The 25856-nt window shown below is 68.8% G+C and carries 24 protein-coding genes; 13 read left to right on the forward strand and 11 right to left on the reverse strand.

Annotated elements, in window-relative coordinates; genetic code table 11:
• Together IF04_RS39385 and IF04_RS39390 are read left to right on the forward strand one after the other, a co-directional pair.
• Positions 1 to 436: aminotransferase class I/II-fold pyridoxal phosphate-dependent enzyme (locus IF04_RS39385; RefSeq protein WP_211259883.1), on the forward strand; the 436-nt coding region annotated here is incomplete at its 5' end.
• 31 nt (positions 437 to 467) lie between these two features.
• A complete protein-coding gene (locus IF04_RS39390; RefSeq protein ID WP_051831729.1) occupies positions 468 to 692 on the forward strand; it encodes a hypothetical protein in 225 nt (74 codons plus the stop codon).
• 571 nt (positions 693 to 1263) lie between these two features.
• Here IF04_RS39390 and IF04_RS0131310 read toward each other — a convergent pair.
• Positions 1264 to 1998: a dienelactone hydrolase family protein gene (locus tag IF04_RS0131310; RefSeq protein WP_030265564.1), complete on the reverse strand. Its 735-nt coding sequence runs from the start codon at positions 1996 to 1998 to the stop codon at positions 1264 to 1266.
• 557 nt (positions 1999 to 2555) lie between these two features.
• On the opposite strand from IF04_RS0131310, the gene IF04_RS36210 reads away from it, so the two are divergent.
• Positions 2556 to 2867 carry an AsnC family transcriptional regulator gene (locus IF04_RS36210; protein WP_342668235.1) on the forward strand — a complete coding sequence of 104 codons (312 nt, stop codon included), beginning with the start codon at positions 2556 to 2558 and terminating at the stop codon, positions 2865 to 2867.
• 18 nt (positions 2868 to 2885) lie between these two features.
• Here the strand turns inward: IF04_RS36210 and IF04_RS0131320 are convergent, their stop codons facing one another.
• Both IF04_RS0131320 and IF04_RS0131325 read right to left on the reverse strand, forming a co-directional pair.
• On the reverse strand, positions 2886 to 3620 hold the full coding sequence (locus IF04_RS0131320) for a GAF and ANTAR domain-containing protein (RefSeq protein WP_051831730.1): 735 nt from the start codon (positions 3618 to 3620) through the stop codon (positions 2886 to 2888).
• Between the two features lie 424 nt (positions 3621 to 4044).
• Positions 4045 to 6294 carry an ATP-binding protein gene (locus IF04_RS0131325; protein WP_157847733.1) on the reverse strand — a complete coding sequence of 750 codons (2250 nt, stop codon included), beginning with the start codon at positions 6292 to 6294 and terminating at the stop codon, positions 4045 to 4047.
• 239 nt (positions 6295 to 6533) lie between these two features.
• On the opposite strand from IF04_RS0131325, the gene IF04_RS0131330 reads away from it, so the two are divergent.
• The 3 genes from IF04_RS0131330 to IF04_RS0131340 all read left to right on the forward strand — a co-directional run bounded on the left by IF04_RS0131330 (position 6534) and on the right by IF04_RS0131340 (position 9491).
• Positions 6534 to 7715 carry an MFS transporter gene (locus tag IF04_RS0131330; protein WP_211259886.1) on the forward strand — a complete coding sequence of 394 codons (1182 nt, stop codon included), beginning with the start codon at positions 6534 to 6536 and terminating at the stop codon, positions 7713 to 7715.
• 86 nt (positions 7716 to 7801) lie between these two features.
• A complete protein-coding gene (locus IF04_RS0131335) occupies positions 7802 to 8167 on the forward strand; it encodes a nuclear transport factor 2 family protein (RefSeq protein ID WP_030265574.1) in 366 nt (121 codons plus the stop codon).
• Between the two features lie 643 nt (positions 8168 to 8810).
• Positions 8811 to 9491 carry a DUF4231 domain-containing protein gene (locus IF04_RS0131340; protein WP_051831732.1) on the forward strand — a complete coding sequence of 227 codons (681 nt, stop codon included), beginning with the start codon at positions 8811 to 8813 and terminating at the stop codon, positions 9489 to 9491.
• A gap of 47 nt (positions 9492 to 9538) precedes the next feature.
• On the opposite strand, the gene IF04_RS0131345 is transcribed toward IF04_RS0131340, so the two are convergent.
• The 3 genes from IF04_RS0131345 to IF04_RS0131360 all read right to left on the reverse strand — a co-directional run bounded on the left by IF04_RS0131345 (position 9539) and on the right by IF04_RS0131360 (position 13605).
• Positions 9539 to 11494 carry a TIGR04222 domain-containing membrane protein gene (locus IF04_RS0131345; RefSeq protein WP_157847734.1) on the reverse strand — a complete coding sequence of 652 codons (1956 nt, stop codon included), beginning with the start codon at positions 11492 to 11494 and terminating at the stop codon, positions 9539 to 9541.
• A 490-nt stretch (positions 11495 to 11984) separates the two neighbouring features.
• The gene (locus IF04_RS0131355; protein ID WP_030265586.1) at positions 11985 to 12647 is read right to left on the reverse strand and encodes a response regulator; all 663 of its coding nucleotides are present in this window, start codon (positions 12645 to 12647) and stop codon (positions 11985 to 11987) included.
• On the reverse strand, positions 12640 to 13605 hold the full coding sequence (locus IF04_RS0131360; RefSeq protein WP_030265589.1) for a HAMP domain-containing sensor histidine kinase: 966 nt from the start codon (positions 13603 to 13605) through the stop codon (positions 12640 to 12642). The genes IF04_RS0131355 and IF04_RS0131360 overlap by 8 nt, the downstream gene beginning before the upstream one ends.
• Positions 13606 to 13992: 387 nt before the next feature.
• On the opposite strand from IF04_RS0131360, the gene IF04_RS0131365 reads away from it, so the two are divergent.
• From IF04_RS0131365 to IF04_RS40450, 4 genes are all read left to right on the forward strand, one after another.
• The gene (locus tag IF04_RS0131365) at positions 13993 to 14319 is read left to right on the forward strand and encodes a TraR/DksA family transcriptional regulator (protein ID WP_030265592.1); all 327 of its coding nucleotides are present in this window, start codon (positions 13993 to 13995) and stop codon (positions 14317 to 14319) included.
• Between the two features lie 59 nt (positions 14320 to 14378).
• Positions 14379 to 14750, forward strand: a complete 372-nt coding sequence (locus tag IF04_RS0131370) for a TraR/DksA family transcriptional regulator (RefSeq protein ID WP_030265595.1) — start codon at positions 14379 to 14381, stop codon at positions 14748 to 14750.
• A gap of 5 nt (positions 14751 to 14755) precedes the next feature.
• Complete coding sequence (locus IF04_RS0131375) at positions 14756 to 15577, forward strand: rod shape-determining protein (RefSeq protein ID WP_051831749.1); 822 nt, start codon at positions 14756 to 14758, stop codon at positions 15575 to 15577.
• Positions 15578 to 15641: 64 nt separating this feature from the next.
• Positions 15642 to 16259, forward strand: a complete 618-nt coding sequence (locus IF04_RS40450) for an Rv1733c family protein (RefSeq protein ID WP_030265601.1) — start codon at positions 15642 to 15644, stop codon at positions 16257 to 16259.
• A gap of 34 nt (positions 16260 to 16293) precedes the next feature.
• Here the strand turns inward: IF04_RS40450 and IF04_RS0131385 are convergent, their stop codons facing one another.
• Both IF04_RS0131385 and IF04_RS38915 read right to left on the reverse strand, forming a co-directional pair.
• Positions 16294 to 18282, reverse strand: a complete 1989-nt coding sequence (locus IF04_RS0131385) for a SpoIIE family protein phosphatase (protein ID WP_078601045.1) — start codon at positions 18280 to 18282, stop codon at positions 16294 to 16296.
• Between the two features lie 620 nt (positions 18283 to 18902).
• Complete coding sequence (locus IF04_RS38915; RefSeq protein WP_157847735.1) at positions 18903 to 19082, reverse strand: hypothetical protein; 180 nt, start codon at positions 19080 to 19082, stop codon at positions 18903 to 18905.
• Positions 19083 to 19545: 463 nt separating this feature from the next.
• Here IF04_RS38915 and IF04_RS0131395 point away from each other — a divergent pair, with 463 nt between their 5' ends.
• The 3 genes from IF04_RS0131395 to IF04_RS0131405 all read left to right on the forward strand — a co-directional run bounded on the left by IF04_RS0131395 (position 19546) and on the right by IF04_RS0131405 (position 22401).
• Positions 19546 to 20172, forward strand: coding sequence for a hypothetical protein (locus IF04_RS0131395; RefSeq protein WP_157847736.1), 627 nt, complete (start codon positions 19546 to 19548; stop codon positions 20170 to 20172).
• Positions 20173 to 20334: 162 nt separating this feature from the next.
• Positions 20335 to 20742 carry a four-helix bundle copper-binding protein gene (locus IF04_RS0131400; RefSeq protein ID WP_030265609.1) on the forward strand — a complete coding sequence of 136 codons (408 nt, stop codon included), beginning with the start codon at positions 20335 to 20337 and terminating at the stop codon, positions 20740 to 20742.
• 330 nt (positions 20743 to 21072) lie between these two features.
• Positions 21073 to 22401 carry a phytase gene (locus IF04_RS0131405; RefSeq protein WP_030265611.1) on the forward strand — a complete coding sequence of 443 codons (1329 nt, stop codon included), beginning with the start codon at positions 21073 to 21075 and terminating at the stop codon, positions 22399 to 22401.
• Positions 22402 to 22432: 31 nt separating this feature from the next.
• Here IF04_RS0131405 and IF04_RS0131410 read toward each other — a convergent pair whose 3' ends face one another.
• The 3 genes from IF04_RS0131410 to IF04_RS0131420 all read right to left on the reverse strand — a co-directional run bounded on the left by IF04_RS0131410 (position 22433) and on the right by IF04_RS0131420 (position 25667).
• Positions 22433 to 23287, reverse strand: a complete 855-nt coding sequence (locus tag IF04_RS0131410) for a carbohydrate ABC transporter permease (RefSeq protein WP_030265614.1) — start codon at positions 23285 to 23287, stop codon at positions 22433 to 22435.
• Positions 23284 to 24264, reverse strand: coding sequence for a carbohydrate ABC transporter permease (locus IF04_RS0131415; protein ID WP_030265616.1), 981 nt, complete (start codon positions 24262 to 24264; stop codon positions 23284 to 23286). The genes IF04_RS0131410 and IF04_RS0131415 overlap by 4 nt, the downstream gene beginning before the upstream one ends.
• A gap of 83 nt (positions 24265 to 24347) precedes the next feature.
• The gene (locus tag IF04_RS0131420) at positions 24348 to 25667 is read right to left on the reverse strand and encodes an ABC transporter substrate-binding protein (RefSeq protein WP_030265619.1); all 1320 of its coding nucleotides are present in this window, start codon (positions 25665 to 25667) and stop codon (positions 24348 to 24350) included.
• Positions 25668 to 25856: the final 189 nt, after the last annotated feature.

The following is a 25856-nucleotide window of genomic DNA, read 5'->3' on the forward strand; positions in this document are numbered from 1 at the left end:
CACCACCCTCGTCGAACCGGGCGACCACATCGTGGCCGTCGTCCCCACCTACCAGCAGCACTACTCCATCCCGGACAGCTACGGCGCCCGCGTCGACCATCTGACGTTGCGTGAGGAGCACGGCTGGCTTCCCGATCTGGACGAACTCGACCGCCTGGTCACCCCGGAGACGAAGCTCATCGCCGTCAACAATCCCAACAACCCCACCGGCGCCCTCATCGACGCCACCGGGCTGACCCGCATCGCGAAGATCGCCGACCGTGTCGGGGCGTGGGTGCTGTGCGACGAGGTCTACCGGGGCGTGGACCAGGACGGCGACGGTTTCACCGCCTCGATCGCCGACCTGTACGAGCGCGGCATCTCCACCGGCAGCATGTCCAAGCCGTACTCCCTGGCCGGGCTGCGCCTGGGCTGGATCACCGGCGATCCTCGATGAGTGGGTCACCGGCCGCGACGACATCACCTATGTGAAGCCGGCCTCGGGCACCACCGCGCTCCTGCACTACAACGCCCCGATCGGTTCCTACGAGTTCTGCACCCGCCTCCTTCAGGAGACCGGCGTCATGTTCACCCCCGGCGCCGCCTTCGACATCGAGCACACCGTACGCATCGGCTTCGCCGACGACACCCGGACGCTGCGCACCGGCCTGGAACTGGTCGGCCAGTTCCTCGACCGCCTCGCCCAGGACTGACTCACCGGCAAGAGGGTCGGGGGAAGCGCCTGTAGGACGCTTCCCCCAACGCTCGCCCGCGTCTCTGCCCCCGCCACCGCCGGCTGCGCCCCCTGTTGACCGACGTCGCAGGCGAAAACGAGGGCTGTGTGTTCAAGCGGCAGCAGCAGCCGTACGTCCCAGGCGAGTGGGCGGGCGGGTGGCGGAAGTACCGCGTACGGGAGTCCACCGAGGCCATCGTCGGGGCCGTCACCGGCTCCCTGCACCGTCCCGGCACACTGCTGCTCGGCCGCCGCGATGCGGCCGGCCGCATCGCGGCGACCGCACCACGCAGCTGGCCGACGCCGCCCTGGACGGCGCCGGCCGCTGGCGGCACCACCTCCGGCCGCTCCGCCCTCGCAGTGACCTCGCCCCGGCCGACGTCCCGCGGTTCGGACAGGGCCTATGAGCGCCCGCATCATCATCCACCCGCCCACCGGCACCGGCTCAGCGACGGTACCCGGACAAAGAACGACCTCCTCCACAGCGACCGAGTGCCTGCCTTTGAGCCCTCGTCAGGCGCAGGCGGGGGCCCAAAGACAGGCTCTGAGCCCTACCCGCCGTTCAGGGTGCGCTCCAGCAGGGGCAGCAGCCGCTCCCAGTGCAGCTTCAGCCCGGCCGCGCTGAAGGTCTCGGTGTCGGCCATGGTGAACCCGTGGACGGTGCCGGGGTAGATCTCGGAGGTGTACGCGACCCCCGCGGCATCCAGCCCACGATTGAGCTCGCCCAGCGCATCGGGCGTCAAGTCACCCTCGGCGTGCCCGAGATGGACCTGCGCGGTGACGGTCTCGAAGAGCCTGGGTCCGTCGACGCCGACGGGCCCGTGGAACGCGGCGAGGGCGCCGACCCGCCCCGGATGGGCCGCGGCGGTGCGCACGGCGTACAGCCCGCCGATGCAGTACCCGGTCACCCCGAGGGGCCCGGCGGCGACCTCGGCCTGGGCGCTGAGAAACCCGAGGTAGCCCTCGGCATCGCGCAGAACACGCTCGAGGCTGTGCGCCTGGATCAAGGGCATCACCGCACCCATGACCCGCTCCCGGTCCTGCGCCCCGACGAACTCGGGAAGCTCGGCCACCGGCGCGGGCCCGTGCCGGTAGAAGACATTCGGCACGAGCACGTAGTACCCGTGTCCCGCCAACTCCTCGGCCATCTCCCGCAGTACGGGCCGAATTCCAAACCCGTCTGGGTACATCAGCACGCCCGGGTGCCGCCCACCGCCCCCGGGAAAGGCGGCGAATCCGTCGGCCACGCCGTCCACGGTCGGAATCTCCAGCGTCTTGACAGTCATGAACTCTCCCATCGTCGTTGCCAGTTGAACCTGCGATCAACACGACGAAGGCGGAGCTCGTGCAACGGGGCCCGCATCGGCCCGTACGGCGCTCAGCGGAGCACCGGGTCACCGATCCGTGCGTGGCGCGAAGCCGTCCCGGTAGTCATGGTCGTGGAGCCTAGCCCAGATGATCAGCCTGACGCTACGGCTTCCACGGGCGGGCTACGTGGCCAAGGCCCGCCAGCTCACCAGGGGGTTCAAAGACAGGCTCTGGCAGAGCGCGGCCACCTCACCACACGCCACTGACATCACTACCGATGAGCTCTCCACAACAAGTGGGTCAGAGCCTGAGTTGCGGTGTCGTTCGTCAGCGACTTCGGGCGCGTTACAGCCACCGGTTTTGTCTGGCCCTCTGCGGGCAGACGCGCGGCGTATGGGGACGCTGCAGTCCCGGCAGCGAAGGCTGGGGAGTTAGGAAGCAGCTGCCCAGTGCCGTGGCCAAGGGCCGGTGCCGGCCGGCGTGCCGACGGGCGGTGTCGAAGGGGCAGGGGAATCGTGGACCGGCAGGGCGCAGGGTGGAGTTTCCTCACCAACCACGCCCGCGTCTCCTGGCCGTCGCGCGGGACCCCACAACGCGCATCCGCGACATCGCAGCGGCCTGCCGTATCGCCGAGCGCACTGCCCAGGCCATCGTCTGCGACCTCGAAGCGGCCGGTTACCTCAGTCGGGAACGGATCGGGCGACGCACGCACTGCACCCTCAACCTGAACGGTTCCCTCCGCCATCCGGCAGAGGCCGGCCTGTCCATCCGGGCACTGCTGGACCTCTTCACCCTCACCGCGCGGGCCGTGAAGCCGCGGTGCGACCGCACCTCCAAAGGAGGGTGAGAAACCCGCTCGGACGGGTCAGGGCACGGTTCCGTCGCACCGAGGGCTCCCCTCGGTATCGGGCGGGAGGATGACGGTGCCGTCGATGACGTCGCGGGCCAGGTCGGCGATGCGCATCTGGTGGTGACGGGCGTGAGCCCGCAGGCGGTGGAAGGCGGTGTCGGGATCGGTGGCATGGAGGCGGGTGAGATAGCCCTTGGCCTGTTCGATGACGGTGCGGGTGTCCAGGGCTCCTTGAAGCTGTGCGCTGAGGGTGCGGTGGTGATCCAGGGTGGTCTGCTGGAACAGGGAGATGGCGGTGGCATCCGCCAGCGCCCGGGCGAGGCGGCAGTCGGCGTCGGACAGGGGGCCGGGAATGCGGCGGAAGAGGTTCAGCACGCCGATGGTCTCCTTCCGCAGCCGGATCGGAGAGGCATGCACGGAGACATAGCCGGCGCCGCGGGCGCGGACGCTGAAGCCCGGCCAGCACGAAGGGGCGTGCAGGTCGGTGTGGTCGACGGGGACGCCCTCAACGTAAGCGGTCAGGCAGGGGCCCTCCCGGGCGTCGAGCTCGAAGAGTTCCACCAGACGGACCCGCTCGGAGGTGGTCGCCACCAGACGCAGCGGACCGCCGGGGGTGGCCAGCATCACCCCGGCATCGCCGATGTCCAACAGGTCCATGCAGTGCTCGGCAACCCGGTACAGGAAATCGGCCGGGTCGAAATCGGCGACCAGGGTGTCGGCCAGATCGATCAGCGCGGCCGCCACCCGCATCTCACGCGAGGGCGGGGGCCTGTCCGGGGGGGGGCGGGCCTGCCGCGGGCAGAGGCGGTAGGGGCATGTCAGCCGCCGATCGGCGGTGTCAGCGACCGGACCGGAAGCATCATGCACAGGGACTGGGTGGAGAACACCCGGAAACAATCAGCACTGACCTGCCATCAGACTATGCCCTGGACCATGGTCTTTTCAGCACCAACCCAACGCCCGCGCCACTCGTCCACGAGGCACCTCGCGGAGGATCGCAAACAGGCACTAAAGGGGCCGCTACCCGGATATCTGAGTCGCGGCCCCTCGCTCACCTGCACGGACTAGTAGCACTTCGTCAAGTTTGTCGATCTCTGCTGTCCGGTGGATGGCGGCGGCCTGAGCCCCGGGGCGGCGGGTCGCGGTGCTCGCAGCGGCGTCCCGGGGCTGGCGCTCAGCCGGGTACGCCGTGCGGTACGGCTGGTGGGGTGTCCGGTGTGGTGAGGGCGTAGGTGATGCCGGTGTCGGGGTCGGTGTGGTAGCCGGCGTGGAAGGCGGTTTGGTAGGCGTCGTCTCCGAGGAGGCGGCGGGCCTGGGTCTCGCATGCGATGCGGGTAGCGAGGAGGTCGGGCGAGCCCATCTGGGGGATGCCGAGGGTCTGCCAGATCTGTTCGGCGATGCCCAGGAGCCGGGCGGCCCGCTCGGCGTGTCCGGACGCGATCGCCACGGAGGCGAGCACGTCGATGACCGTGGCGATGCCGAGGCTGTCGTGCAGGCGGCGCTTGCCGTCGAGGGCGGCGCGGGCATGGACCGCGGCCTCCTCCGGCTGTCCCAGTCCCAGCGCGGCAAGCGCGCACGTGTACTCGCCCCAGGCACGGGCCCAGATCTCACCGCGCCGGACACAGACCACGCGCAGTTCCTCGGCGACGGCAGCGGCCTCGATGTACTGCCCGAGGTGGGCGTGGACGAAGGCCTGAGCGCTCAGTGCCACGAGCCACCCCCCGAGATAACGCCCGTCGACAGGCCGGAGATGCAGCACCGCATCGAGCACCTCGGCCGCTTGCGTCAGCTGACCTCTCAGCGCGAGACTGCCGCCCTCCAGGTGGACGGCGACGATCGGTGGGGTCTCGTCGGTTCCATCGGCCATGGCCGCCCGGTAGACGCCGCCTAGGCGGAGACTGGTCTCCGTGTCGCCCTGGGCGATGGCGGCGAGGCCGCAGGCCCACAGGGCCCTAGCGCGGGCCGGACCGGGGGCCGGAGCCAGGGCGAGCGCCCGGTCCAGGTAGTGCCGGCCTTCCCTCGCGAAGCCGCAGGCGAACCAGTAGAACCACAGCGCACCGCCCATCTCCAGCGCGGCGTGCCCGTCCCCTTCGGTGAGGCAGAAGTCCAGGGCGGTGCGGAGGTTGGCGTGCTCGGCGACCGTCCGCTCGTACCAGGCGATCTGCTCCGGCCCGATCCAGCCGGCGTCCGCCCGGTAGGCCAGGGTCCGGTAGTAGTCCCGATGCCGGTGGCGCAGCGCTTCTTCCTCGCCCAGGCGGCGCAGCCAGCCGGTGCCGTATTCGCGGAGGGTGTCCAGCATGCGGTAGCGCTCTCCGCCGCCGGTGGGCTGCCAGGTCAGGATCGACTTGTCGACCAGTGTGGCCAGCAGGTCGGTGATGCGCTCGGTGGCCAGGAACGCGTCCGCGCACACCAGTCGGGCCGACTCGGCGTCGAAGGAACCGGCGAACACCGAAAGGCGGGCCCACAGCAGTCGTTCGGCCGGGCTGCAGAGCTGGTGGCTCCAGCCGATCGCGGTCCGCAGGGCCTGGTGCCAGGGCGGCTCGGCCCCCTCCACCACCGCGTCGGTCTCCCCCAGGACCGCGAACCGGTCGTCCAGCCGCACCGTCAACTCCCGCACCGACAGCTCGCCCAGGCGTGCCGCGGCCAGCTCGATGGCGAGCGGCAGGCCCTCCAGGCGCCGGCACAGGCCGACCAGCTCTGCCCGGCGGGCGTCGGTGGCCGCGAAGCCGGGGGCGTGCGCGGCGGCGCGCTCGGCCAGCAGCACTACCGCATCCGCCTGCGCCGCCGCGGGATCGTCGGTCTCCGGGACCGGCAGCGGCTCGACCGTGCACACCTCCTCGCCGGGGACGTTCAGGGTGCGGCGGCTGGTGGCCAGGATGCGCAGGCCCGGTGCGGCCCGCGCCAGCGCCTGTACGGTCAGCGCGCAGGCGTCGGTCAGATGCTCGCAGGTGTCCAGGACCAGCAGCAGCTCCCGGTCCGCCAGGTAGTCGGCCAGGACATCGATCACCGGGCGGGCGGTCTGGTCGGCCAGCGGCAGCACCTGGGCGATGGTGTGCGGCAATAGCCCGCCCTTGCGCAGCGGCGACAGCTCCACCCACCACACCCCGTCCCGGAAGCGGGATCGCAGCCCGGCCGCGGCCTCCAGCGCGAGCCGGGTCTTGCCCACGCCACCCACCCCGGTCACTGTCACCAGCCGCGCCCGCCGGCACAGCCGCGCCACCTGCGCCAGCTCCGTTTGTCGCCCGACCAGACGGTTCGTCTCCTCCGGCAGGTTCCCCAGCCGCCGCTCCTCTGCCGCCTCGTCCGTCATCTGGACGACCCCGATCCTGACTGTTGCCTTGTTCCTCTGCAGGTCCTGTTGGTAGCAGAACGCCGGGCCCGCTCGCACGTCTTCGGGCGCCTTGTTCACGGCACTCTCGCTCACCGTGCAAGAGTGCAGCACGCCTCTGAGTAGCTGTGTCAGAACCACTGGTCCGTGACGGCCCGTTACGCGTGGGCGAACCGGACCCGGTATCAATCCGGTTGCGGGGAGTCCGGCGGTCCCGGTGAGGTACCTCTATGAGCGGTGCCACGAAGCGAGAGCAACGGGTGGGGGCGGGCCAGGGCCGCGGGAGCACTCGACCGTCGGCTCCATGGCGCCGACGGGCGGTGCTCCTGGCTCTGATGCTGGCCGCCTTCACCTTCAACACCGCAGAGAACCTGCCGGTCGGCCTCCTAGAACTCATCTCCGAGGACATAGCGGTGTCCGTGTCCGCGGTCGGTCTCCTGGTCACCGGTTACGGCGTGACGGTGGCCGTGGCATCTCTGCCGCTCGCCCGCGTCACACAGTCGCTGCCCCGGCGTCATGTGCTCACCGGCCTGCTGGCCGCGCTCGCCGTGTCCAGTCTGATCGCGGCGCTGTCCCTCTCTTATCCGCTGCTTCTTGGGGCGCGGCTGTTGACCGCGCTGGCGCAGGCGCTGTTCTGGGCAGTGATGGGCCCGGTCGCGGTGGGACTGTTCGCACCCGAGGTCCGGGGGCGTGTGGTGGGGGCACTGTCCGTCGCCGGGTCGCTGGCCCTCGTGCTCGGTGTGCCCGCCGGGACCTGGCTGGGCCGGCAGAGCGCCTGGCAGGTACCGATCGCCATGCTGGCGGGCCTGGGGCTCGTCTCCCTCGTGACGATCGCCGCTCTCCTGCCGACCACACGCCCGGAAGAGGCACGCGCCGCCTTCGGGACCGCTCCCGACGCTCGCCGGTTCGCCACCGTGCTCGTGGTCGGCGCCCTGTCCGTCACCGGGGCATTCGCAGGATTCACCTACCTCGTGAAGTTCCTGGGCGACGTGAGCGGGTTCTCTCCGAACACGGTCAACGCCCTGCTCGTGGCTTTCGGAGTCGCCTGTCTGGCCGGAGTGACCCTCACCGGGGCACTGCTCGACCGCTTTCCGCACGCGACCCTGGCCGCGGCCGTGGCCACGCAGGCCGGGGGCCTGCTCGGCCTGTACGCGGCCGGTGCCGACCCGGTGGCAGCGGTGGTGTTCCTGGTGCTGATGGGCGGCGCACTCGGACCGGTGTTCATGGCCACCCAGAACGAGATGCTGCACTGTGCACCAGGCCGTACGGACATCGCCCTCGCGGCGAACTCCGCTTCCTACAACGCCGGTATCGCAGCCGGCGCCGCGCTCGGGGGACTGCTCCTGGCATCAGTCGGCGTGCGGGCCGCTTTCCTTGCCGGCGGGCTGCTGACCACAACGGCCTGCGCGGTGCTGCTCAGCGGGCGGCGTCGCCCGCCGACCGTGGCTTCGTGCCCAGTGACAGCTTGTGCATGGGTTCCGACGGCAGTTGGTGATCAGCCCGATCCGGATTGTTGACGAGATGAGGACGACGCTGTCGGCCGCTCCCCGCCCTGCGTCAACTATTCGGTATGGCGGGATGGGACTGTCCGTAGGGTTCATGCATGGCGGACGAGAGTGAGTGGGCCGTTCAGGCGGCTATTGCGGCGGAGATGCGGCTTCTCGACCCTGACGTGCGTGCTTCCTCAGTCCTGGTCTCGGAGCTTTTGGACCCGGAGTTCACCGAGATCGGAGCGTCTGGCAGGCGCTGGGACGCGACGTCGATTCTCACCGTGACGAGTGCTGGTTCAGTGGACGCGGAGTCTCCGGTCGAGGTCAGTGAGATGTCCGGGGTCGTACTCGCTCCGGGCATCATTCACCTGACGTACCTCGCCGACAGCAAAGGGCGCCGAGCATGGCGGAGCTCGCTATGGCGTATGACGGAAACCGACTGGCGCATGTACTTTCACCAGGGCACGTTGGCGAGCTGAGCGAATAATGGTCCGCCGCCCGTGAGGGCGGCGGACCATCAAGGGAAGTAACGGTAGGGCAGTCGACCCAGGCGGGCTCCGTGGCTCGGACTCGGGTGCTGGCGGCGAGGCGGTAAGAGTCGGTGACAGGCCGGAAAGCGGCTGGCCAAGCAACCCAACGTGCTCCTGAGTCACTTAATGGAACGCGCGGAGCTGCCCAACGCCCAGCTCGCGCAGAACATGACCGCGCGGGCACGGGCGGTGGGGCATCGGCACATCAACCCCGATGAAATTCGGGTGCGGCGCTGGCGACGCGGGGATTGCCCGAGGGCGCCCGGGCCGTAGCTGATCGCGGATATGCTCGGCACACATCTCGCCCTCCCCCTTATCCCTGCGGACGTGGGCTTACCAGGGCCGCAGCAGACCCGGCTACGGCGCTGACCTGCCCTGGCAGCACGCCGTCATCTTCCGCCAAAGCGATCCACAGGTAGATGGTGCACGAGATCCGGCAGACTTGTCGGCACCGCCCTGTGGTACGTACAGTCTGCTGACCTTCGGGGGAGGAGCAAACAGGGTGAGCGCCTGACGCGAATCCGACTGTGGGCCACGGTGGCGGCCCGCCCTCTGCGGAGTCATCGGTCTGAGCGACGGTCTTCCCGAGCTTGTGGACAACGGACTGGACGCCACCTCCCTCATGGCGTTCATCATTGCCCTGGCAGCCGAAGTCCTCCTGCTGCGCACCCGTCCGGAAGAGACGTGGTACCAGGGGCGTGCCGTGGCCGAGTCTTTGAAGTCCCTGGCCTGGAAGTACGCGACGCGGGCCCAGCCGTTTCACGGCGTCGGGGACGACGAGGCCGCGGCCCTCTTCCGCCGTAAGATCCGGTCGGTCCTCGACGTACTGCCCGAAGGCGTCGTACCGGCATCGGAGTTGCCGGCCCAGATCAGCACCAGGATGCGGGAACTGCGCCAAGCTCCGCTGTCCATACGAATCACCGCGTACAAGTGCGGACGCGTTGAAGATCAGCGCTTGTGGTACGCGCGAAAGGCCAGGTTCAACGCGGAGCGGTCGCAGCGCTGGCGACTGTCGCTACTGGGTCTTGAACTTGTCGGCGTATTCAGGGCCCTACTTCTCCTGCTGAACGTCACGACTTTCGATCTGGGTAGCCTGCTGGCCGTTCTGGTCGCGGCGGGCGGGGCTTGGCTGGAGGTGAAGCAGTACGACAACCTCGCCAGCGCCTATGCACTGACCTCCACGGAGCTGCTGCTCGTCGAGGGCGAGGGGGAGGGCGTCGTCAGCGAGGAGGATCTCGCCCAGTACGTGGTCTCCGCGGAGCAGCGCGAGTGACGGTACCGCGTTCGCCTCGGACGGCCAACGGCAGGTGGGGCACGCGATTACAGCAGCGCCGACAAGCCGAGGGCGATCACCGGGCCGCCCAGCGCGACAACGGCTACGGCGAGGCCCAGGGACATGCCCGGGACGAGCATCTGCCGGCTGGCTCGTCCGAAGGGAACAGGAATCTCCGTTCCCGGCCAACGAACGTCGTTGGCGCGGAACACCGGATACATCGCGTGGGCGATCTGGTTTCGATATCTTCGCGCGCTGAAGCGGGTCGCTATACGGCCGAGGTGCAGCTGGATCATCGGGTGGTCCGCGAATGCTGCGAAACGGGGCGTCCAGTCGTGGTCGAAGTAGATCAACGCATGGCCTATCTCTCCCCTGCGGTCGGGCTCGCGGGTGTCAGCGGGCAAGCCGCGACGGAAGCAGGCGCCGGTATGTTCCCGGAACAGGGCGTAACCCTCGCAGTCGAGCGGAACGATGACGACCAGCCGGTGCGGGGGCAGGCGTAACGCCGCCTGCCGGAATTCCCACAGCAGGCCCTCCCCAAGCCCTGCTGCGATCACCACGAGCGCCGAGTTGTCCATGAGCCTGAGCACTTCGGCCTGCCAGCGTTCGAGTTGCCCGCCGGATCCGTCGCGGCGGGGGTCCGGGGGGACGAAGAACTGGGCAGGGCCCAGGCCGGGCAGCGCCGCGCCCGGATTCCCGATCGCGACGGGCGGGCCGAAATTTCGGAGAGTGTGGTCGAGTTCCTCGATGTAGGAGGTGTGGGAGCCCAGAATCGCGGTCTTGATGTTCTGCCATGGCGCGGTTCGTTCGAGAGAAGCATCGTGGTGCGCGAACGACCGGAGATACAGCACGCTGGGGCGATGAGGGTACGGAGCGCCCGGGTGGTGGGAGTAGGAGACGCCGGCACCGGGGTCCTGCGTCACGCGGTGTGGATCACGCCTGCCCGCCGCTCGGTGTTTCCTGGCCAGAATCGCGCACCGGGCGCCGGCCCAGGCGAAGAGCAGCCAGAACACACCGACCCAGTGCACCCCGGTGAAGGTGAACACGGCACACGGGATCGCGAGCACCCCGCACACCGCGCCCAGGATTCGGTAGAGCAGACCGCGGCGTTGGTGTTCTTCAGGCGTCCGGCTGACGTTGTCGGGCAGCAACTCCCAGAACTGCAACGGGATGGGCTGCCCCCACCTGTCGTGGTACTCATCCCACCCCTTGAGGGCCACCCTCCCGGCAGGGGAGCCGACCCATCCGGGTTCGAGGCGCCACTCTTCAGCGCCATCGGGCACATCCAGCACGCCGCTCCCCGCGTCCCCGGTCTGGTCGGCCGACGGCTCCTGATCTCCCACCTGCTCAAGGCTCGTGGCCAGCGCTTCCCCCTGCCGCGACAGCGTCAGCGGCAAATACTGGCCGCACAGCACCACCAACACGCCGCACATCATCAGTTCGAGGAACAGCAGGCCACTGAACTTGTCCATCGGCAGCTCCCCCCACTGCACGACGACCGTGACCGACATGGCGATGAGAACCAGAGCACCGGAGAACCACCTGGCGAGCACAAACCTCCACCGGTGCGGCAGCATGATTCCCGAGGACACCAGCTTACGTTGCAGGTCAGCAGCGGTGGAGGTGTGACGGAAAGCCTCCACCAGTCGATGCCCGTTCGGATAGCCGGGGAGGAGGTCAAGCACCTGCGCCTGGACGGGGTCCTGATGCGGCCGGGCCAGCGGTTTCGGGCGGATTTCCGAGACGGCACCCGGGTGGAGGGTAACGGCCCCCGCATCGGCCAAGCCCGCAATCGCCGAGGCGACGACGCGCTCGAAGCCACCTGTCAGCATCGCCACGTCGTAACGGTTGAGGGAGCACGGCGCAGGAGCGGCGGCTCTCCACGGCCGCAATGCCACGTACACGATCGCGCGGACCAGGGCGGCGGCCAGGAGAAGAGCGGCGCACAGGGCCAGATAGCGCAAGTCCGCGGTTTCGAGGAGCGCAGCGTTGTCGTCTTCCACAACCCTCACCATATGAGCGGGGCCCCGGTAGCGCCGTCGTGCAAGGGGCACTTCCACAAGGAGTACCGGGCTGCTCCGAACCGGCAGTCGGTTGGGAACGGCGCGCACAGCCAAGCCGACGACCGGCCGTACCACGCCAGCGGTGGTTTCAAAGGCGCTGACGGGTTTCTCCATACCCATGGCCACTCGGCCCTACACCCACCGCATCCCCCACACATCCGGTTCTTCGAGTGGGAGGACACTCTCATGAGCTGACCGGTTGCGCCTGCCCACCGGGACGATGTACGCGGAGCCGGATGATCAGGACGGGCCCGGTTTCGTTGATGACGGCCTCACGCAGCCTCTTGCCGCCCGGTGCCTCGAAGGAGCACACCTCATCGTGCTCGGGCTGGGGTGTCTACGGGTCCGGAGTCTGCGATGACGGTGCACAGCGGCCCGCACATGGCCGTGAGGACTTCCACGGTGGGCAGGGTTCTCTTCGTGCGGATGGTCAGGGTTCGATCAGACCGGCCCGGATGGCATAACGGGTCAGGGCCAGCCGGTCGCGCAGGCCAAGTTTGTGCAGCAGGTTCGCGCGATGGCGTTGAACGGTTTTGACGCTGATGACCAGCGTCTCGGCGATCTCCTTGGACGAGTGGCCTTCGGCGACGAGTTTGAGGACCTCTTCCTCGCGAGCGGTGAGGATGCGGTCCGGGGCCTCTTCTCCGCCTCGCACGCGTTCGAGATAGTTGCGGATGAGGGCGGTGACCGCGCCGGGGTAGAGGAACGACTCGCCGCGCATCGCCGCTCTGCAGGCGTCTATCAGGTCGCGGTCGGCGACGGACTTCAGTACGTATCCGCAGGCGCCGGCCTTGAGGGCCTCGAAGAAGTACTGCTCGTTGTCGTACATCGTCAGCATGAGGATGCGCAGGCCAGGTTGGAGCGCGGACAGTTCCCGTGCTGCCTGCAGTCCGGTCATCCGCGGCATGGCGACGTCCAGCACGGCAAGGTCCACAGGATGGGTGCGGGCCATGGTGATGGCTTCGGCGCCGTCGCCGGCCTCGGCGACGACTTCGAGGCCGGGTTCGCCCTCAAGGATGAGCCGCACGCCGCGGCGTACCAGCGCGTGGTCATCGGCGAGCAGGATGCGGATTGCGGTGGTCCGGTCAGGCATGGGCGGTGTCCTGTTCTGCCATGACGGGCACGGACAGGGAGACCCGTGTGCCATTCCCGGTGTCGGGGGCGATGTCGAGTGTGGCGCCGACGAGAAGGGCACGTTCGCGCATCCCGCGGATGCCGGCTCCTTCGCGGACGATCCCGTTGCCGTGTCCGTCGTCGCTGATGCACAACAACACACAGACGGCGCTTCCTCGCAGGCTCAGCTCGACCCGTTCGGCTTCGGCGTGGCGGGCGATGTTGGTCAGCGCCTCCTGGGCGACGCGGTAGAGCACCAGTTCTGCTTTGGGGTCCAGCGGTGGAAGGTCTGCGTCGAAATGACGTTTCACCCGCAGTCCGGTGTGGGTGGCGAAGTCCGTGGTCAGCGCTGTCAGGGCGCTGATCAGGCCGAGGTCGTCCAGGACGCCGGGTCGCAGTCTGCGGGCGAGCCGGCGGACTTCATCCAGACTTTCGCGTGTGATCTCCTGCGCCTGTTGCAGCTCGGTGCGCAGTGGCTCAGGGGCGCGATCCGCGGTGCGCTTCAGGCCGAGCAGGACGGCGGTCATGCTCTGTCCGACTTCGTCGTGCAGTTCCTGGGCGATGCGTCGCCGTTCGGCTTCCTGGGCGGACAGGGCGCGGGCGTTGCTGGTGGCGCGTTCGGTTTCCAGTCGATCGAGCATGGCGTTGAAGGTACGGATCAGTTCGGCTACCCCACCGTGTCCGGTCACTGGTAGTCGCTGGCCCGGACGCAGCAGGTCCACCCTGGTCATCAGTCGGGTGAGCCGGTCCAGCGGGGCCAGTCCGATACGCAGCAGGACGGCGTTGGCGACCAGCATGACGGCCAGGCCGCCGACCAGGATCACGGCCTCGGTAAGCAGAACCGGCACCGAGACGGTCACCGGTGCCCACAAGAGCATGGCCGTGGCCGTGCCCAGTACCAGGGCGTTGAGTCCGAAAATCCGCCAGAACAGGGACACAGCGGGTTACGCCTCCTTCATTGCACTGTTCCCACCACTATCGGCTACCGCCGGCTCTGGTCTTGTCGCGGGCGTGCTCGCTGAGCAGCCTTGGGCCGCTGCTCTGCCCCGGCCAGCCTGTCTGCCGCACGGCATGTGCGTCGAGGGGGTGCCCCAACCATCTGGGACCTGCGGCCAACCTGAGGCCTTTTGCCGTATGCATCCTCAAGCCCCCCGCAAATGGGTATCGCGGCCGATGGTTCCTGCTGTCCCGATCGGCCAGGGTGGCGGTCATGAAGCGAGGCGGCCGCGACCATGGAGAGCTGTGGCTCCCGGCGCGGCAGCGTGAGCCCCGCTCGCGAGTGCGCCCTGCCGGGCCACCGCCGCCTGTGAAAGGACTGCCTTCCCATGCCGCTCGATACCGCCCGCTCGGAGTCCCGCCCCGAACGCCTCACCGCGCATGAGGCCCGCCAGCGTCTTGAGCACGAGCGCAACTCGCGGCTCCTGCAGCTCAGGGCGATCGAAGAGACCGAGCGGGATGCGAGCGATCACCTCATGGCCGCACAGCAGGAGTCCCTGCAGCGAGTGCTGAAAGAGGTCGAGAAGGCGTTCGAGCGGATACATGACGGCACCTACGGAACCTGTCAGGACTGCGGTCAGCCGATCCCCGTCGAGCGGTTGGAGATCCTGCCGTACGCGCGCTGCTGCGTCGGGTGTCAGCGCCGCACCGCTTGACAAAGACGTTCAGCGGCGTGTGGGCGCTGTCGTGTTGCGCTGTGTGGAGGCGTGAAGAAGTGAACAATCAGGTCATCGGCGTCGACCACGCGGGCTTGTGTCCTGCCGATCTCGCCGCGTTGCGCGAGAGCCTGCAGGAGCAGCGCCTCTTCCGCCAAGAGCAGCTGCAGCGGATCGCAGGGAGCTCAGCGTCTCGTGCGGGCCGGCTGCGGGAGCAGCAGGCGCGGAGCCAGGTCGAGGCCCGCATCGAGCTCGCCGCCTCCGCCCGCATGGTTCTGACCGATGTGGAAGCCGCTTTGGAGCGCATGGACCACGGCAGATACGGCAGGTGCCATCTGTGCACGCGGCCCATCGCCCTGGAGCGCCTGCAGATCGTGCCCCAAGCCCGGTACTGCAGCCGTTGCCAGCAGGTGAAGGAGGCAGGGCGGTGACCGCCATGCGCCCCGGTTTCCTCTTCCCCCGTCGCTCGGCAACAACGGCCTGGCCGGTGTGCCGGCTGTGCCCGGGCCTTGCCCTGGAGCTGGGCAGCGTCCGTACCCGGGCCTGGGAGCTGGGCCGCGGCATCATCTTCGACACCCCTACGGTGACCTTTCCCGGTATCGGGGGCTCCGCCCCTATCCAGCGGGGCAACATCGTCGACGTCGGGGGAGTCGCCCACATGTTGGAGCGTCTCCTGGCCCGTCGTGTCCTGCGCTCCGGCCGCCCCCTGATCGTCCTGACCACCCCGGTCCTGGGCGGCATCGCCTACCGCAAGGCAGCGCGCACCGCGCTGGAGGTACTGCAGCCCCGCACCGTCCTGACCCTCCCCAGCGCCACAGCCGTCGCGCTGGGCTCCGGCAAGGACATGAACCGCCCGCTCCTCATCGTGGACGTCGGCGCCCACCTCACCGAGGTCTTCCTGCTCACCGACGGCGCCGTCGTCGACGCCCACAGTCTCGTCCTGGGCACCGAGGATCTCAACAAGACGACCACCTACCGCGATGTCACCGAGGCGGTGACCGCGACGGTGACCGCCATGCTCAGGGCGGACCGCACTGCGCAGACGCTCGACGCCCTGCACAACGGGGTGTTCCTGGCCGGCGGCGGTGCTTTGCGCCCTGAATTCGCCCACCGGCTCACCGACGAACTCCGCGTGCCCGTGCGGCCGGTTCCCGCCCCTCACCAAGCGGCTCTGCGCGGCGCGGCGAAGATCCTTGAGTCGGCTCACCGCCACCCCTCCGTCACGGCTCTTGCCGATCACCTGCCGACAACCTCATAGCCGCCGGGTCGGTCAGCACCGCCCCGGCCAACTCGCTGTCTTCGGTGTGGGAGAGAGAAGCAACATGATTGAGGAGATACCACCGCGCGCCCAGCCGCCCCCGGCAGCGCACATCCCATGGCTGGTGCGGTTGCGACGCAGTCCCCTGCGCCGCCCCACAGACCTCCTGCAGGCCTGGGTCGGTCTGGCCCTGACCTTGGCCGTGTTGGCAGGGGTCCCGCTGGCCATGCTGCTGGTCGGCAACGCCGTTGACCACTCACTACAGCAAGCCGCAAAGGACCACACTCGAGCCAATCACCGCACTACGGCAGTCCTGCTTCATCCCGCACCCCACCACCTGGAACCCGGGTCGGACGAGGAGAAGGCAACCCGCTACCCGGTAGAGGTCCGTTTCACGGATACCAACGGCCGTACACGGACCGGGGAAACCAAAGTGCGGCCCGGGCTACCTGCCAAGAGCACCGTCCAGCTCTGGATCAACGGCAACGGCGAGCTTACTGACCCGCCCATGGCAGCTGGGGAGATCCGCAGCCGCGCCATGGGCTGGGCCGGCCTCGCCGGCGCAGGAGTGGCGCTCACCGGTGTTGCCGCCTACGCCACGGTCAACCGCGTACTGAACCGGCGACGCCTGGCCGACTGGGAACGGGCCTGGGCCGATACCGCGCCCCGCTGGTCCAGGTAACTGTGCGCCCCACGTGCCATTCGAGCGAGAGGGGTCAGTTGGGCGCATCGGCGCGGAAGGCAATCATGGCGGTGTCGTCGCGGTGGTCGGACAGGCCCAGCAGAAGGCGGAGGAGGTCGGGGAGGGGCTGGCTCCGGTGGTGCATGGCGGCTTGCAGGAGGCGTTGCTGGCCGTCGTCGAGGGAGGCGGTGGGGGTTTCGATGAGACCGTCGGTGTAGTGCAGGAGGGTGTCGCCGGGGGCGAGGGTGTGGGTGTGGGTGGTGCGGGGGATGTCGGGGGCGACGCACAGCGGGGGGTCTTCGTCGGTGCCGGCGAGGAAGTAGGGCTCTGCCTGGGCGGGAAGGAGGAGAGGGGGCGGGTGTCCGGCGTTGGCCCAGGTCATCCGCCAGGTGCCGTCGGGTTCCCGTCGCAGGTGGGTGTGGACGGCAGTGGTGAAGGAGGCGATGTCCAGCCCTTCGGCGGCGTCCTCGAGCATGGCCAGGACGGTCGCGGGCGTGCAGTCGGGGCCCTTGTTCCAGGCCAGGCCCCGGAGCATGCTGCGCATCTGGCCCATGGCGGTGGCTGCGGTGAGGTCGTGGCCGGCGACGTCCCCGATGTCGAGGACGAGGGTGCCGTCGGAGAACATCACGGCGTCGTACCAGTCGCCGCCGATCTCGTTGGCCGAGCTGGCCGGCTGGTAGCAGGCGGCCAGGCGCGCGCCGGGCACGGCCGGCGGGTGGGTGAGGTGGGCGCGCTGGAGGCGCAGGGCGGTGCGGCGGGCCTGCTGGAGATCGAGGGCCCTGCGGATGGGCCGTTGTGCAAGGTGGAAGACTCTGCGCAGCAGCTCGATGTCGGCGGGCCCGGGGACAGGGGTGTCACCGTTGGTGCTGGCGGCGGCGTAGCCGAGGACGATGTCGTCGACGACCAGCGGGATGAGCGTCAGGCTGGTGGCGTCCGCCGCGGTCAGCCACCGTTCGGTGACCGCCGGCACCAGGCCGGGCGGCGCCTGCCCGTCTCCCAGCAGGTGGAAGGTGCGCGGGGTGCGGCTCTGCAGCACCTCTCGCACGGTGTCGGTGACGATGACACTCTGGCCCAGCAGAGCGGGCCGGGCCGGCAGCCCCGGGCGGGTGGCGGAGGCGACCCGGCGGGCCGTGACGGTGGCGTTTTCCGGCAGCGGCCACTCCTCGTGGGACAGCAGCAGGATCACGCATGCGTCGGCGAGTTCGGGCACGATGATTTTCACCACTGCGGCGAAGGCCTCCTCCAGACTCCCGCCGGACACCTCCGCGACCTGCGCGAGAAGACGTTCACGCAGCGCGGCACCCCAGGTGTCCTCGACATCGGTCGTCGCGGCGACCCACTCCTCGGCACGGCCGTTGCGCAGGATGGGCACGCACCGGGTGGACATGTGCCGGTAGGAGTCGCCTGCGGCCCGGACCCGGAAGGTGTGCTCGAAGATCCCCGGAGGCTCCTGGGCGGCGGCCGAGCGCCAGGCCTGCCTGAGCCCCTCGCGGTCACGGGGATGGATGTAGGCATCCCAGCGCTCGTCCATCCAGCCGTGCCAGGGGGCTCCGGTCAGCTCCTGCCAACCGGGGACGATCTCCTGCGCGGAGCCGTCCGCACGCAGCACCCACACCATCTGCGACACCGCTGCGACCAGGGCCTCGTAACGCTCGAACGCCATGGTTTCGGCCGTGGTGTCCAGCGCGACGACCATGGCGCCGGGACCGTGAGGCGTGGTGACGGGCGTACAGGAGTAGACGAAGTACCGGGCCTGTTCCGAGGCGCCGGGGTCAGGCTCACGGGAGTCGGGGAGCTGGCGCGGCTGCCCCGTGGCCACAACGTCGTCCAGGACGGTCAAGAACTCCCCGGCGTCCGGTTCGGCGAAGGCCTCCCGCGCGGGCCTCCCCAAAGGCCGGGCACCGAGCATCCTGGAACACGCCGCGTTCTGGTAGATCAATCGGTGCTCGGGCCCCGCGAACAATGCGACCGCCGCCACGGTCTCATCGAACAGCTTCAGATCGAGAGCCCCCGCCGGACTCATCACCGGCCCCCCACGACCCGCACCCGCCCCGTATCCGGTCGGCCAGGACTGCGCCAGGCGAGCACCGTCACCTCATACCCCTTTCTGACTGCTGGCACCAACGACCTCTCCATCTTCCGGATGTACGCGCCGCACACACCGCGCCACGCTGACAGCCCGCGATGCGGTCGGCTTCCGAGTGATGGACAGCGGATGTCATGGGCCATCGCCCCAGGGCCTGCGAAAGATCGCCGACAGGCTCCGGCGTCGGCCGTTCGGGGCACGGGCAGGCCGGCTGGGTCAGGCGGCGGTCCCCAGCGTGATCGCCGCCCAGGTGATCAGGGACTCACTGTGCTGCGGCAGCCGTTCATAGTCCCGTACCAGGTGAGGGGTGTGCGTGGTCCAGCTGATGGAGCGCTATGCGCACTGCCCCTATGGGTGGTCGAAGGCCTCGTTCCCGCTGCGCGCAGCAGAGCAGGGCTCATTCGGCGACAGGTTCAGCGATCACCTCCGTCGTCAGTCCGGTGTTCTGCTGACTTCCGTCGATCAACGCACGGCTACCGGTCAGCGCTCCACGATGTCGCCACAAGGCCAACGTTGTACGGGGCGTAAAGGCTGTTCTGTAAGTGGTCAAGAGCCGTTCAGGTGGTGCGCAGCCGCTCGCCCGGTATCGGGGTGCCGGATGGGTTGTAGCCGTCGCGGTCCTTGGGGTCGTTTGCACGCCCATCACCGAGCAACTGGTCGGGGAGGAGCAGGACCCGGGCCGTGTCGGACAACAGGTCCGGATCGGTACTGGGGCCGAGCGTCATATCGCCGGGCACGCGGCCGGCGACCGCGGTATTGCTTGGCTCGGCGGCGGGGTGCGCAAAACGCTTGGTGAGTGCTCAAGCGGTACGAACTCAGCACCAGCTACACCAGCTCGGCACGGGATGTCGCCGGGGCCGGCTTCTGAAGGCGGTACATGGTGGCGGTACATGGTGGGCGAAGCTCGACGCGGTGATTGAGATGATTGAGCTGTCTTGCGCAGCGCGTGTTCGGCTCGCGGCCGTGCGGCACGTTACCGGCGAGGCCCGCGTGGGCAGTTAGCCTCTGCGTAACGTATGTAGACCGGCGGCAGCAGTGGGGGCGCTGAGCATGGCGGCTGACGATCGACCTGTTGCAAACACATCCGGCCAGGGCGGCGACCACGTGGACGGTGTACAGCCGCCTGTATCGCCGCCCCCGCCGCCGACGGACCCGCCGACGCCGGACGGCGGGCAGGGCGGTGGGGCGGGCGGAGGCTGGTTGAGCAGACATCAACAGGCAGCCTGGATCGCTGCCGGGGGGACGGTCCTCGCCGCCCTGATCACGGCCGTGGTGCCCATTCTCAGCTCCTCCGATGAGGACAAGACCGACGGTGCCCCGCCCATCGTGCCGACTTCACCGGCTGCCACCGCGGCGCCAGAATCCGCTCCCGCCTCCGCCTCGCCGTCGAAACAGACCTCGCCGTCAAAACAGACCGAGACGACCGGGCCGGATCACGGCTCTTCGCCCGCGGGAAGCGAACTCTGGCGAGGCTCACTGCTGCTCGACACCGAGCCCAAGGACCTGGACGCCCGACAGCCCGTCGCTGTCGGCTATGCCGACGAAGGTGATGTGTACATACTGCCCGGGAACGAGATCGAGGGCTGGAACGGCACCAAGGTCTCTCTCTGGTCAGGACGCACGACCGGTCTGCCGGGCTACGAGGAGTGCTCGAACACGGTCAACGCGGAAGGAACCAACAAGCAGCAACTCACCAAGAACGCGGTGCTGTGCGTACGTACCAGCGCCGGGAATATCGCCCGCCTTGAGCTCACTGAGCTCGATTCCGACGGCATCGGCAGCGACCACCGAAACATGTTCGACGCGATCATCTGGGACGCGGACTGATCCCACGGCACCGCCTGAGCGAGCAGCCGCACCCCACCGCCTGCGCTGGGCTGAACCGGGGAAGCCGTTCGCCCGCCGGCGGACAGCTGTGTTTCCCGGCTCCCGCGCCGGGGACTCCGTGCGGTGTCAAGGGCCGCCGTGAGTGTGACGAGGGAGTCGGAAATGTCTGTGACCGGGAAAATGCTGGACACCCACCCCACCGGCCTCGGCCGGGTCACCCGAGAGGCACTGGTGACCTGCATCGACCAGGTGCTGGAGTGCGCACAGGCGTGCACGCTCTGCGCCGACGCCTGCCTGGCCGAGGAGCACATGTCCGAGCTGCGCAGGTGCATCCGTACCGACCTGGACTGCGCGGACGTCTGCAACGCCACGGCGCGAGTCCTGTCGCGATACGGCGGCGACGACGCCGACGTCGTCCGGGACGTGCTGGAGACCTGCGCCACGGTATGCCTGGCCTGCGGTGCCGAGTGCGAGCGCCACGCGAAGACGCACGAGCACTGCGCGGTGTGTGCCGAGGCATGCCGACGCTGCGCGGAGGCGTGCCGGGCGCTCCTGGCGACGTTGGAGTGAAGGAGGGATGCGTAGGCGTAGTGGCGCGGGTCCCTAGCCATAAGTGACTGGCCGCCGCACCCACATCCGGACGAGCAGCGGCTCGACTTCGCTGCGCCCCCGGCGGGCCCGGCGACAATGCACCTGGCCATTCGAGACGAACAGCCGTACCGCGTCGGCCTCTTCAGCGGGGCCGCCCTCGGCCGGGAGTAGTGCCGCCGATTCACCGCGTGATCACGCCCCGGCCGGGCGGTGGTGCATGGTTCGTTCACGCTGTCGACATCCCGAAGTCCCAGGCTCGGCAGGGGATTTGACCAAACGACCATCCCCCACGCCGAGGAGAGCAACCGAATGCAGCGACGGCTGACCAACCGTCAGGGCCGGAGATCCATCGCCTTGTTACTGGGTACGGCCCTCGCCACGCTCGCAGCGGCCGTGCCCGCCGTGCCTGCCGAGGCCGGCGGTCGGAGCGCCGGTGCCCTGCCCGCGGTGAGTCCCCGGGCCGAGACGCCCGCGTTGTACGACGACGAGGCGGGCGGAGACGCCGACGCGGATGATCCGGCGATCTGGCGGAATGCCGCCGAGCCCGGCCGCAGCCTGGTGATCGCCACCGCCAAGCAGGGCGGACTGCGGGTCTACGACCTCGACGCCCGGCCCGTACAGTCCCTGCCGGCGCCGTCCGCGCCGGGGCCGGACGACGCACCGGGCCGTTTCAACAACGTGGACCTCGTACACGGCCTGCGCCTGTCGTCCGGCCGGGCCGACCTGGCCGTGGCCAGCGACCGCGGGCGCGACACACTGCGGATCTACCGCATCGACCGCGACCGGCCGGGTGGCCCCCTCGCCGACGTCACCGACCCCGGCGCGCCGCCGGTGTTCTCCGCCGACCAGGACGAGATCAACGAGCAGCAGACCGCCTACGGCCTTGCCACCTGGACCGACACTTCGACCGGACGGTCGTACGCGCTGGTCAGCCGGCGCAACCGCACCACCCTCGCCCTGCTCGAACTGACCGCAGAGCCCGGCGGCAAGGTCGGGTATCACAAGGTGCGCACGCTGGACCTGCCGTCCGCCTTCCGGCTCCCCAACGGCAGTTCCTGGACGCCGTGCGCCGAGCCCGGCGAGCTGCCCCAGGTCGAGGGCATGGTCGTCGACCCGGCCAACAGCACCCTGTACGCCGGCCAGGAAGACGTCGGCATCTGGCGGATGCGCGCCGATCTCACCGGCTCGCCGCAACTCGTCGACAAGGTGCGCGAGTACGGGGTTTCCGGTGAGTACGACGAAGGGACCGAGGAGTGCGTGCCGGGCGCCGACCCCGGCTACGGCGGCACCCGGCTCGCGGCCGACGTCGAGGGGCTGACGCTGCTCACGGAGGACGACGGGGACGGTTACCTGCTGGCCTCCAGCCAGGGTGACAACACCTTCGCCGCCTACGACCGCGAACCGGGCGACGACAACGAGTACGAGGGCGGATTCCGCGTCACCGCCGCCTCGGCGACCCTCGACGGCTCGGAGGAGTGCGACGGCGCCGCCGTACTCAACGCACCCCTGGGCACGAAGTACCCGCACGGCCTCCTCGTCGTCCAGGACGGCCACGACGCACCGGCGGACGACGACCGCAAGGCCACCGACTTCAAGTTCGTGGACCTTGCCGACGTCATGAAGACGATCGACGACTGACGGCTGCCGAGGCCGGCTTCGCCCGGGGCGCTCACTTCGTGGCGCCCTGGGCGAAGCCGTTGTAGATGTAGCGCTGCAGGAAGAGGAAGGCGATCAGGGTCGGCACGATGACGAGGATCGCGCCCGCGGAGATGTTCTCCCAGTGCGCGCCGAACGGGCCCTTGAAGCGGAAGAGGGCCGTGGAGATCGTGCCGTGTTCTTCCGAGGGCATGTAGAGGAAGGGAATGTAGAAGTCGTTGTAGACGGTGATTCCCTTGACGATGACCACGGTGGCGATGGCGGGCTTGAGCAGCGGGAAGATGATCCGCCAGAAGATCGTGAACGCGTTGGCGCCGTCCAGGCGGGCCGCCTCGTCCAGCGACGTCGGAATGCCCCTGATGAACTGCAGAAAGATGTAGATCGACACGATGTCGGTGCCCATGTAGAGCAGGATCGGCGCCCAACGGGTGTCGAACAGCCCGAAGCTGTTGACGACCTGGAAGGTGGCGACCTGGGTCGTCACGCCGGGCACGAGCGTGGCGATCAGGAACAGGGCGACGACGAGCTTCCTGGCCTTGAAGTCGAAGCGGTCGATGGCGTACGCGGTCATCGAGCCGATCACCACGGTGCCCGCGACCGAGAAGAGCAGGATGAACGCCGTGTTGCCGAACGCGGTGAGCATCTTGCCGTCGGAGAAGGCCGTGGCGTAGTTGCCGAGGTTCAGCCAGTCGTCCGGCAGGGACAGGGCGCCGCCGCCTGCGACCTCGCGCGAGGTCTTCAGCGAGGTCAGGAGGACGACGACGAGGGGGATGAGTACGACCGACGCGGCGACGATCAGGGACAGGTAGGTGAGTACCGGGCCGATCCCCGGGCGGCGGCGCCGGGGGGCCGGCAGCAGTGCGGTCATACGAGATCCACCCTTTCATCGGGCACGAGGCGGCGCTGGATCCAGGTGATCAGCAGGATGATCAGGAGCAGCACGACGGCGGCGGCCGACGCCAGGCCCGTCTTGTTGAACTGGAAGGCGAGCTTGACCGTCTGGATGACGAACGTCGAGGTGCCGGTCGCGCCGCCGGTCATGATGTAGGGGATCTCGAAGACGGCGAGGGAGCCGGAGACCGCCAGGATGACACTCAGGCTGAGTACGGGCTTGATGCTCGGCGCGATGATGTGCCGGAACTGCTGCCATCTGCTCGCGCCGTCCAACTGGGCCGCTTCGTAGAGCTCACCGGGGATCGACTGGATCGCGCCGAGGAAGAGCACGAAGTTCAGGCCGGTGAAGCGCCATACGGAGACCCCGGCGAGCGAGGTGTTCGCCGACTCGGGATCGCCCAGCCAGGCGTGGCCGGTGTCGGCCCCGAACCAGGACAGCACCGAGTCGAGGGTGCCGCCGTCCTGGAAGAAGTAGAGGAACACGAAGCCGATGGCGACCCCGTTGATCAGGTAGGGGAAGAACAGGATGCCCTTGAAGAAGTTCCTGAAGCGCAGGTCGAAGCTGAGCACCGTGGCGAAGTACAGCGCGATGGCGATCTGTACGACGGACGCCGCGAGGTAGTAGAAGCTCACGAAGAAGACCCGGAACAACTCCGGCCGGGTGAACAGCTGTTTGTAGTTGTCGACGCCCGTGAAGTTGCGGGTCGGACTCACCCCGTCCCAGTCCGTGAAGCTGTAGTAGAGCATGTTGCCCACCGGGACGTAGGTGAACGTGATCAGCAGGGCCAGGGGGACGACGAGGAACAGCCAAGGGGTGGCCCGCCGCAGGGGATGGCTCCGCCAGGAGCGTGGTGGCGAGGCGGGCGGTCCGCTGGGTATCGCCGTCCTGCCGGGCGGGGAGACGGCCGTCCCGGCGGAGTGCGCCGTGGCCCTGTTGGTCGTTTTGGTCATGTCGGCCTTTCGTCTGCCGCGGGTGCGGGGGAGTGCCGGGCCCGGGCCGGCGTCGCGCGGCCCGGGCCCGCCTCCGCCGTCCGTCAGGAGCCGGCGGTCTTGGCGGCTTCGTTCCACCGCTTGTCGAGGTCGGCGAAGAAGTCGTCGAGGCTGCCCTGTTGTGCGCCGCGGGCGGTGTCGATGAGCTTCTGCCGGTAGTCGTGCTTGGCGAGGCCGATCTCGGCGGCATCGTCGATGGCGTTGACCTGGGCGGTCTTCACCTCGGAACGCTCGATGAGCCTGACATCGTTGTCGGTGTACGGCTTCAGGGACTTCGGCAGTGCGGCGGTCCGCAGCGCGGACACCCCGCCCTCCTGCTGCGCGTAGCCCGACTTCTCGGTGAACCAGTCGATCCAGGCCCGGGCGGCGGGCTTGTGCTCGGAGTGGATGTTCACCGCCTGCTGGTAGTCGGAGGCCAGGGTGGCGCAGAACCGGCCGTCCCGCTGGGCGGGGAAGGGCATGAAACCGATGTCGTCCGGATCGGCGCCCGCCTTCTTCGCGGCGTCCTGGACCTGCGCGACCGCCCAGGAGCCCAGCAACATGCTGCTGACCTCGCCCTTGGCGAGCAGGTTCTTGGAGCTCTCCCAGTTGGTGGTCGTGGGGTCCTGCTCGGAGAGCTTGCGGTGCACGATGTCGTACAGCAGTGTGTCGATCGTGTTCAGGTCGCTGCCCTTGGCCCAGGGCGCGGCGGAAGTGGCAAGTTTGTCACCGGCCTTCGCGTCGCAGGTGACCGAGCCGATGCTGTTGGTCCAGGGGCTGCTCAGCGGCCAGCCGTCCTTGAAGTTGGTGTAGTACGGGATCGCGTCCGTCCGGGACTTGACCGCTTGCAGGTCCTTGAGGAACTGCTCCGGCGTGGTGGGCCAGTCGGTGATGCCGGCCTTCTTCCACACGGCCTTGTTGTACAGGAAGCCGTTCGCCGTGCCGAAGCTCGCGATGCCGTAGACCTTGCCGCCGACCTCCGTCTTGTCGCTGAAGCGGTACTTCTTGGACAGTTCGGCGGAGTCGCCCAACGGGGCGAAGAACTTGGGGTAGTTGTTCTTGGCGATGGCGGCCGGGATCATCAGGACGTCGCCGTAGTTCTCCGTGTTCATACGGATCTTGACTTCGCCCTCGTAGTCGGTGATGCCCTCGAACTTCACCTTGACCTTGGGGTATGTCTTGTTGAACTCGGCGGCGTACCGCTTCATCGTCCCGTTCTGCACGAGGTCGGTCCGGTGCGTCAGTACCGTGATCTCTCCCGAGGCGTCGCCCGGGTCGGCGGGGGCGGCCGCCGTCTCTCCCGTGGCGGCGCCTCCGCCGCCGCACCCCGCGACGGTCAGCATCGCGGCGGTGAGAAGCGCGCTCGCGAGCGTCTTCCTCCCCATGTGCCCCACTCCTTCCAGGGTTACGGCTCAGGTCTCCGTGGTTGTCGGCACTATGGCAGTCCTGGGTGAACCGGTAAAGCTTGAGTTTCCACCGTGATGCCCAATCGTTACCGGGCGGGCCTGTCGTGCACGTAGTAACGCCTGGCAGGCGGATGGTTGGGGAGCGGTGTACGAGATCAGTCTTTGCTT

Source organism: Streptomyces violens, assembly GCF_000717745.1.
Lineage (GTDB): Bacteria > Actinomycetota > Actinomycetes > Streptomycetales > Streptomycetaceae > Streptomyces > Streptomyces violens.

Bases quoted from the DNA above. Each gene is read 5' to 3' on its own strand.
- IF04_RS0131310 (WP_030265564.1), bottom strand. From the start codon at position 1,998: ATGACTGTCAAGACGCTGGAGATTCCGACCGTGGACGGCGTGGCCGAC.
- IF04_RS0131320 (WP_051831730.1), bottom strand. From the start codon at position 3,620: ATGCGGGTGGCGGCCGCGCTGATCGATCTGGCCGACACCCTGGTCGCC.
- IF04_RS0131330 (WP_211259886.1), top strand. From the start codon at position 6,534: ATGCTGGCCGCCTTCACCTTCAACACCGCAGAGAACCTGCCGGTCGGC.
- IF04_RS0131335 (WP_030265574.1), top strand. From the start codon at position 7,802: ATGGCGGACGAGAGTGAGTGGGCCGTTCAGGCGGCTATTGCGGCGGAG.
- IF04_RS0131355 (WP_030265586.1), bottom strand. From the start codon at position 12,647: ATGCCTGACCGGACCACCGCAATCCGCATCCTGCTCGCCGATGACCAC.
- IF04_RS0131365 (WP_030265592.1), top strand. From the start codon at position 13,993: ATGCCGCTCGATACCGCCCGCTCGGAGTCCCGCCCCGAACGCCTCACC.
- IF04_RS0131375 (WP_051831749.1), top strand. From the start codon at position 14,756: ATGCGCCCCGGTTTCCTCTTCCCCCGTCGCTCGGCAACAACGGCCTGG.
- IF04_RS40450 (WP_030265601.1), top strand. From the start codon at position 15,642: ATGATTGAGGAGATACCACCGCGCGCCCAGCCGCCCCCGGCAGCGCAC.
- IF04_RS0131385 (WP_078601045.1), bottom strand. From the start codon at position 18,282: ATGAGTCCGGCGGGGGCTCTCGATCTGAAGCTGTTCGATGAGACCGTG.
- IF04_RS0131400 (WP_030265609.1), top strand. From the start codon at position 20,335: ATGTCTGTGACCGGGAAAATGCTGGACACCCACCCCACCGGCCTCGGC.
- IF04_RS0131405 (WP_030265611.1), top strand. From the start codon at position 21,073: ATGCAGCGACGGCTGACCAACCGTCAGGGCCGGAGATCCATCGCCTTG.
- IF04_RS0131410 (WP_030265614.1), bottom strand. From the start codon at position 23,287: ATGACCGCACTGCTGCCGGCCCCCCGGCGCCGCCGCCCGGGGATCGGC.
- IF04_RS0131415 (WP_030265616.1), bottom strand. From the start codon at position 24,264: ATGACCAAAACGACCAACAGGGCCACGGCGCACTCCGCCGGGACGGCC.
- IF04_RS0131420 (WP_030265619.1), bottom strand. From the start codon at position 25,667: ATGGGGAGGAAGACGCTCGCGAGCGCGCTTCTCACCGCCGCGATGCTG.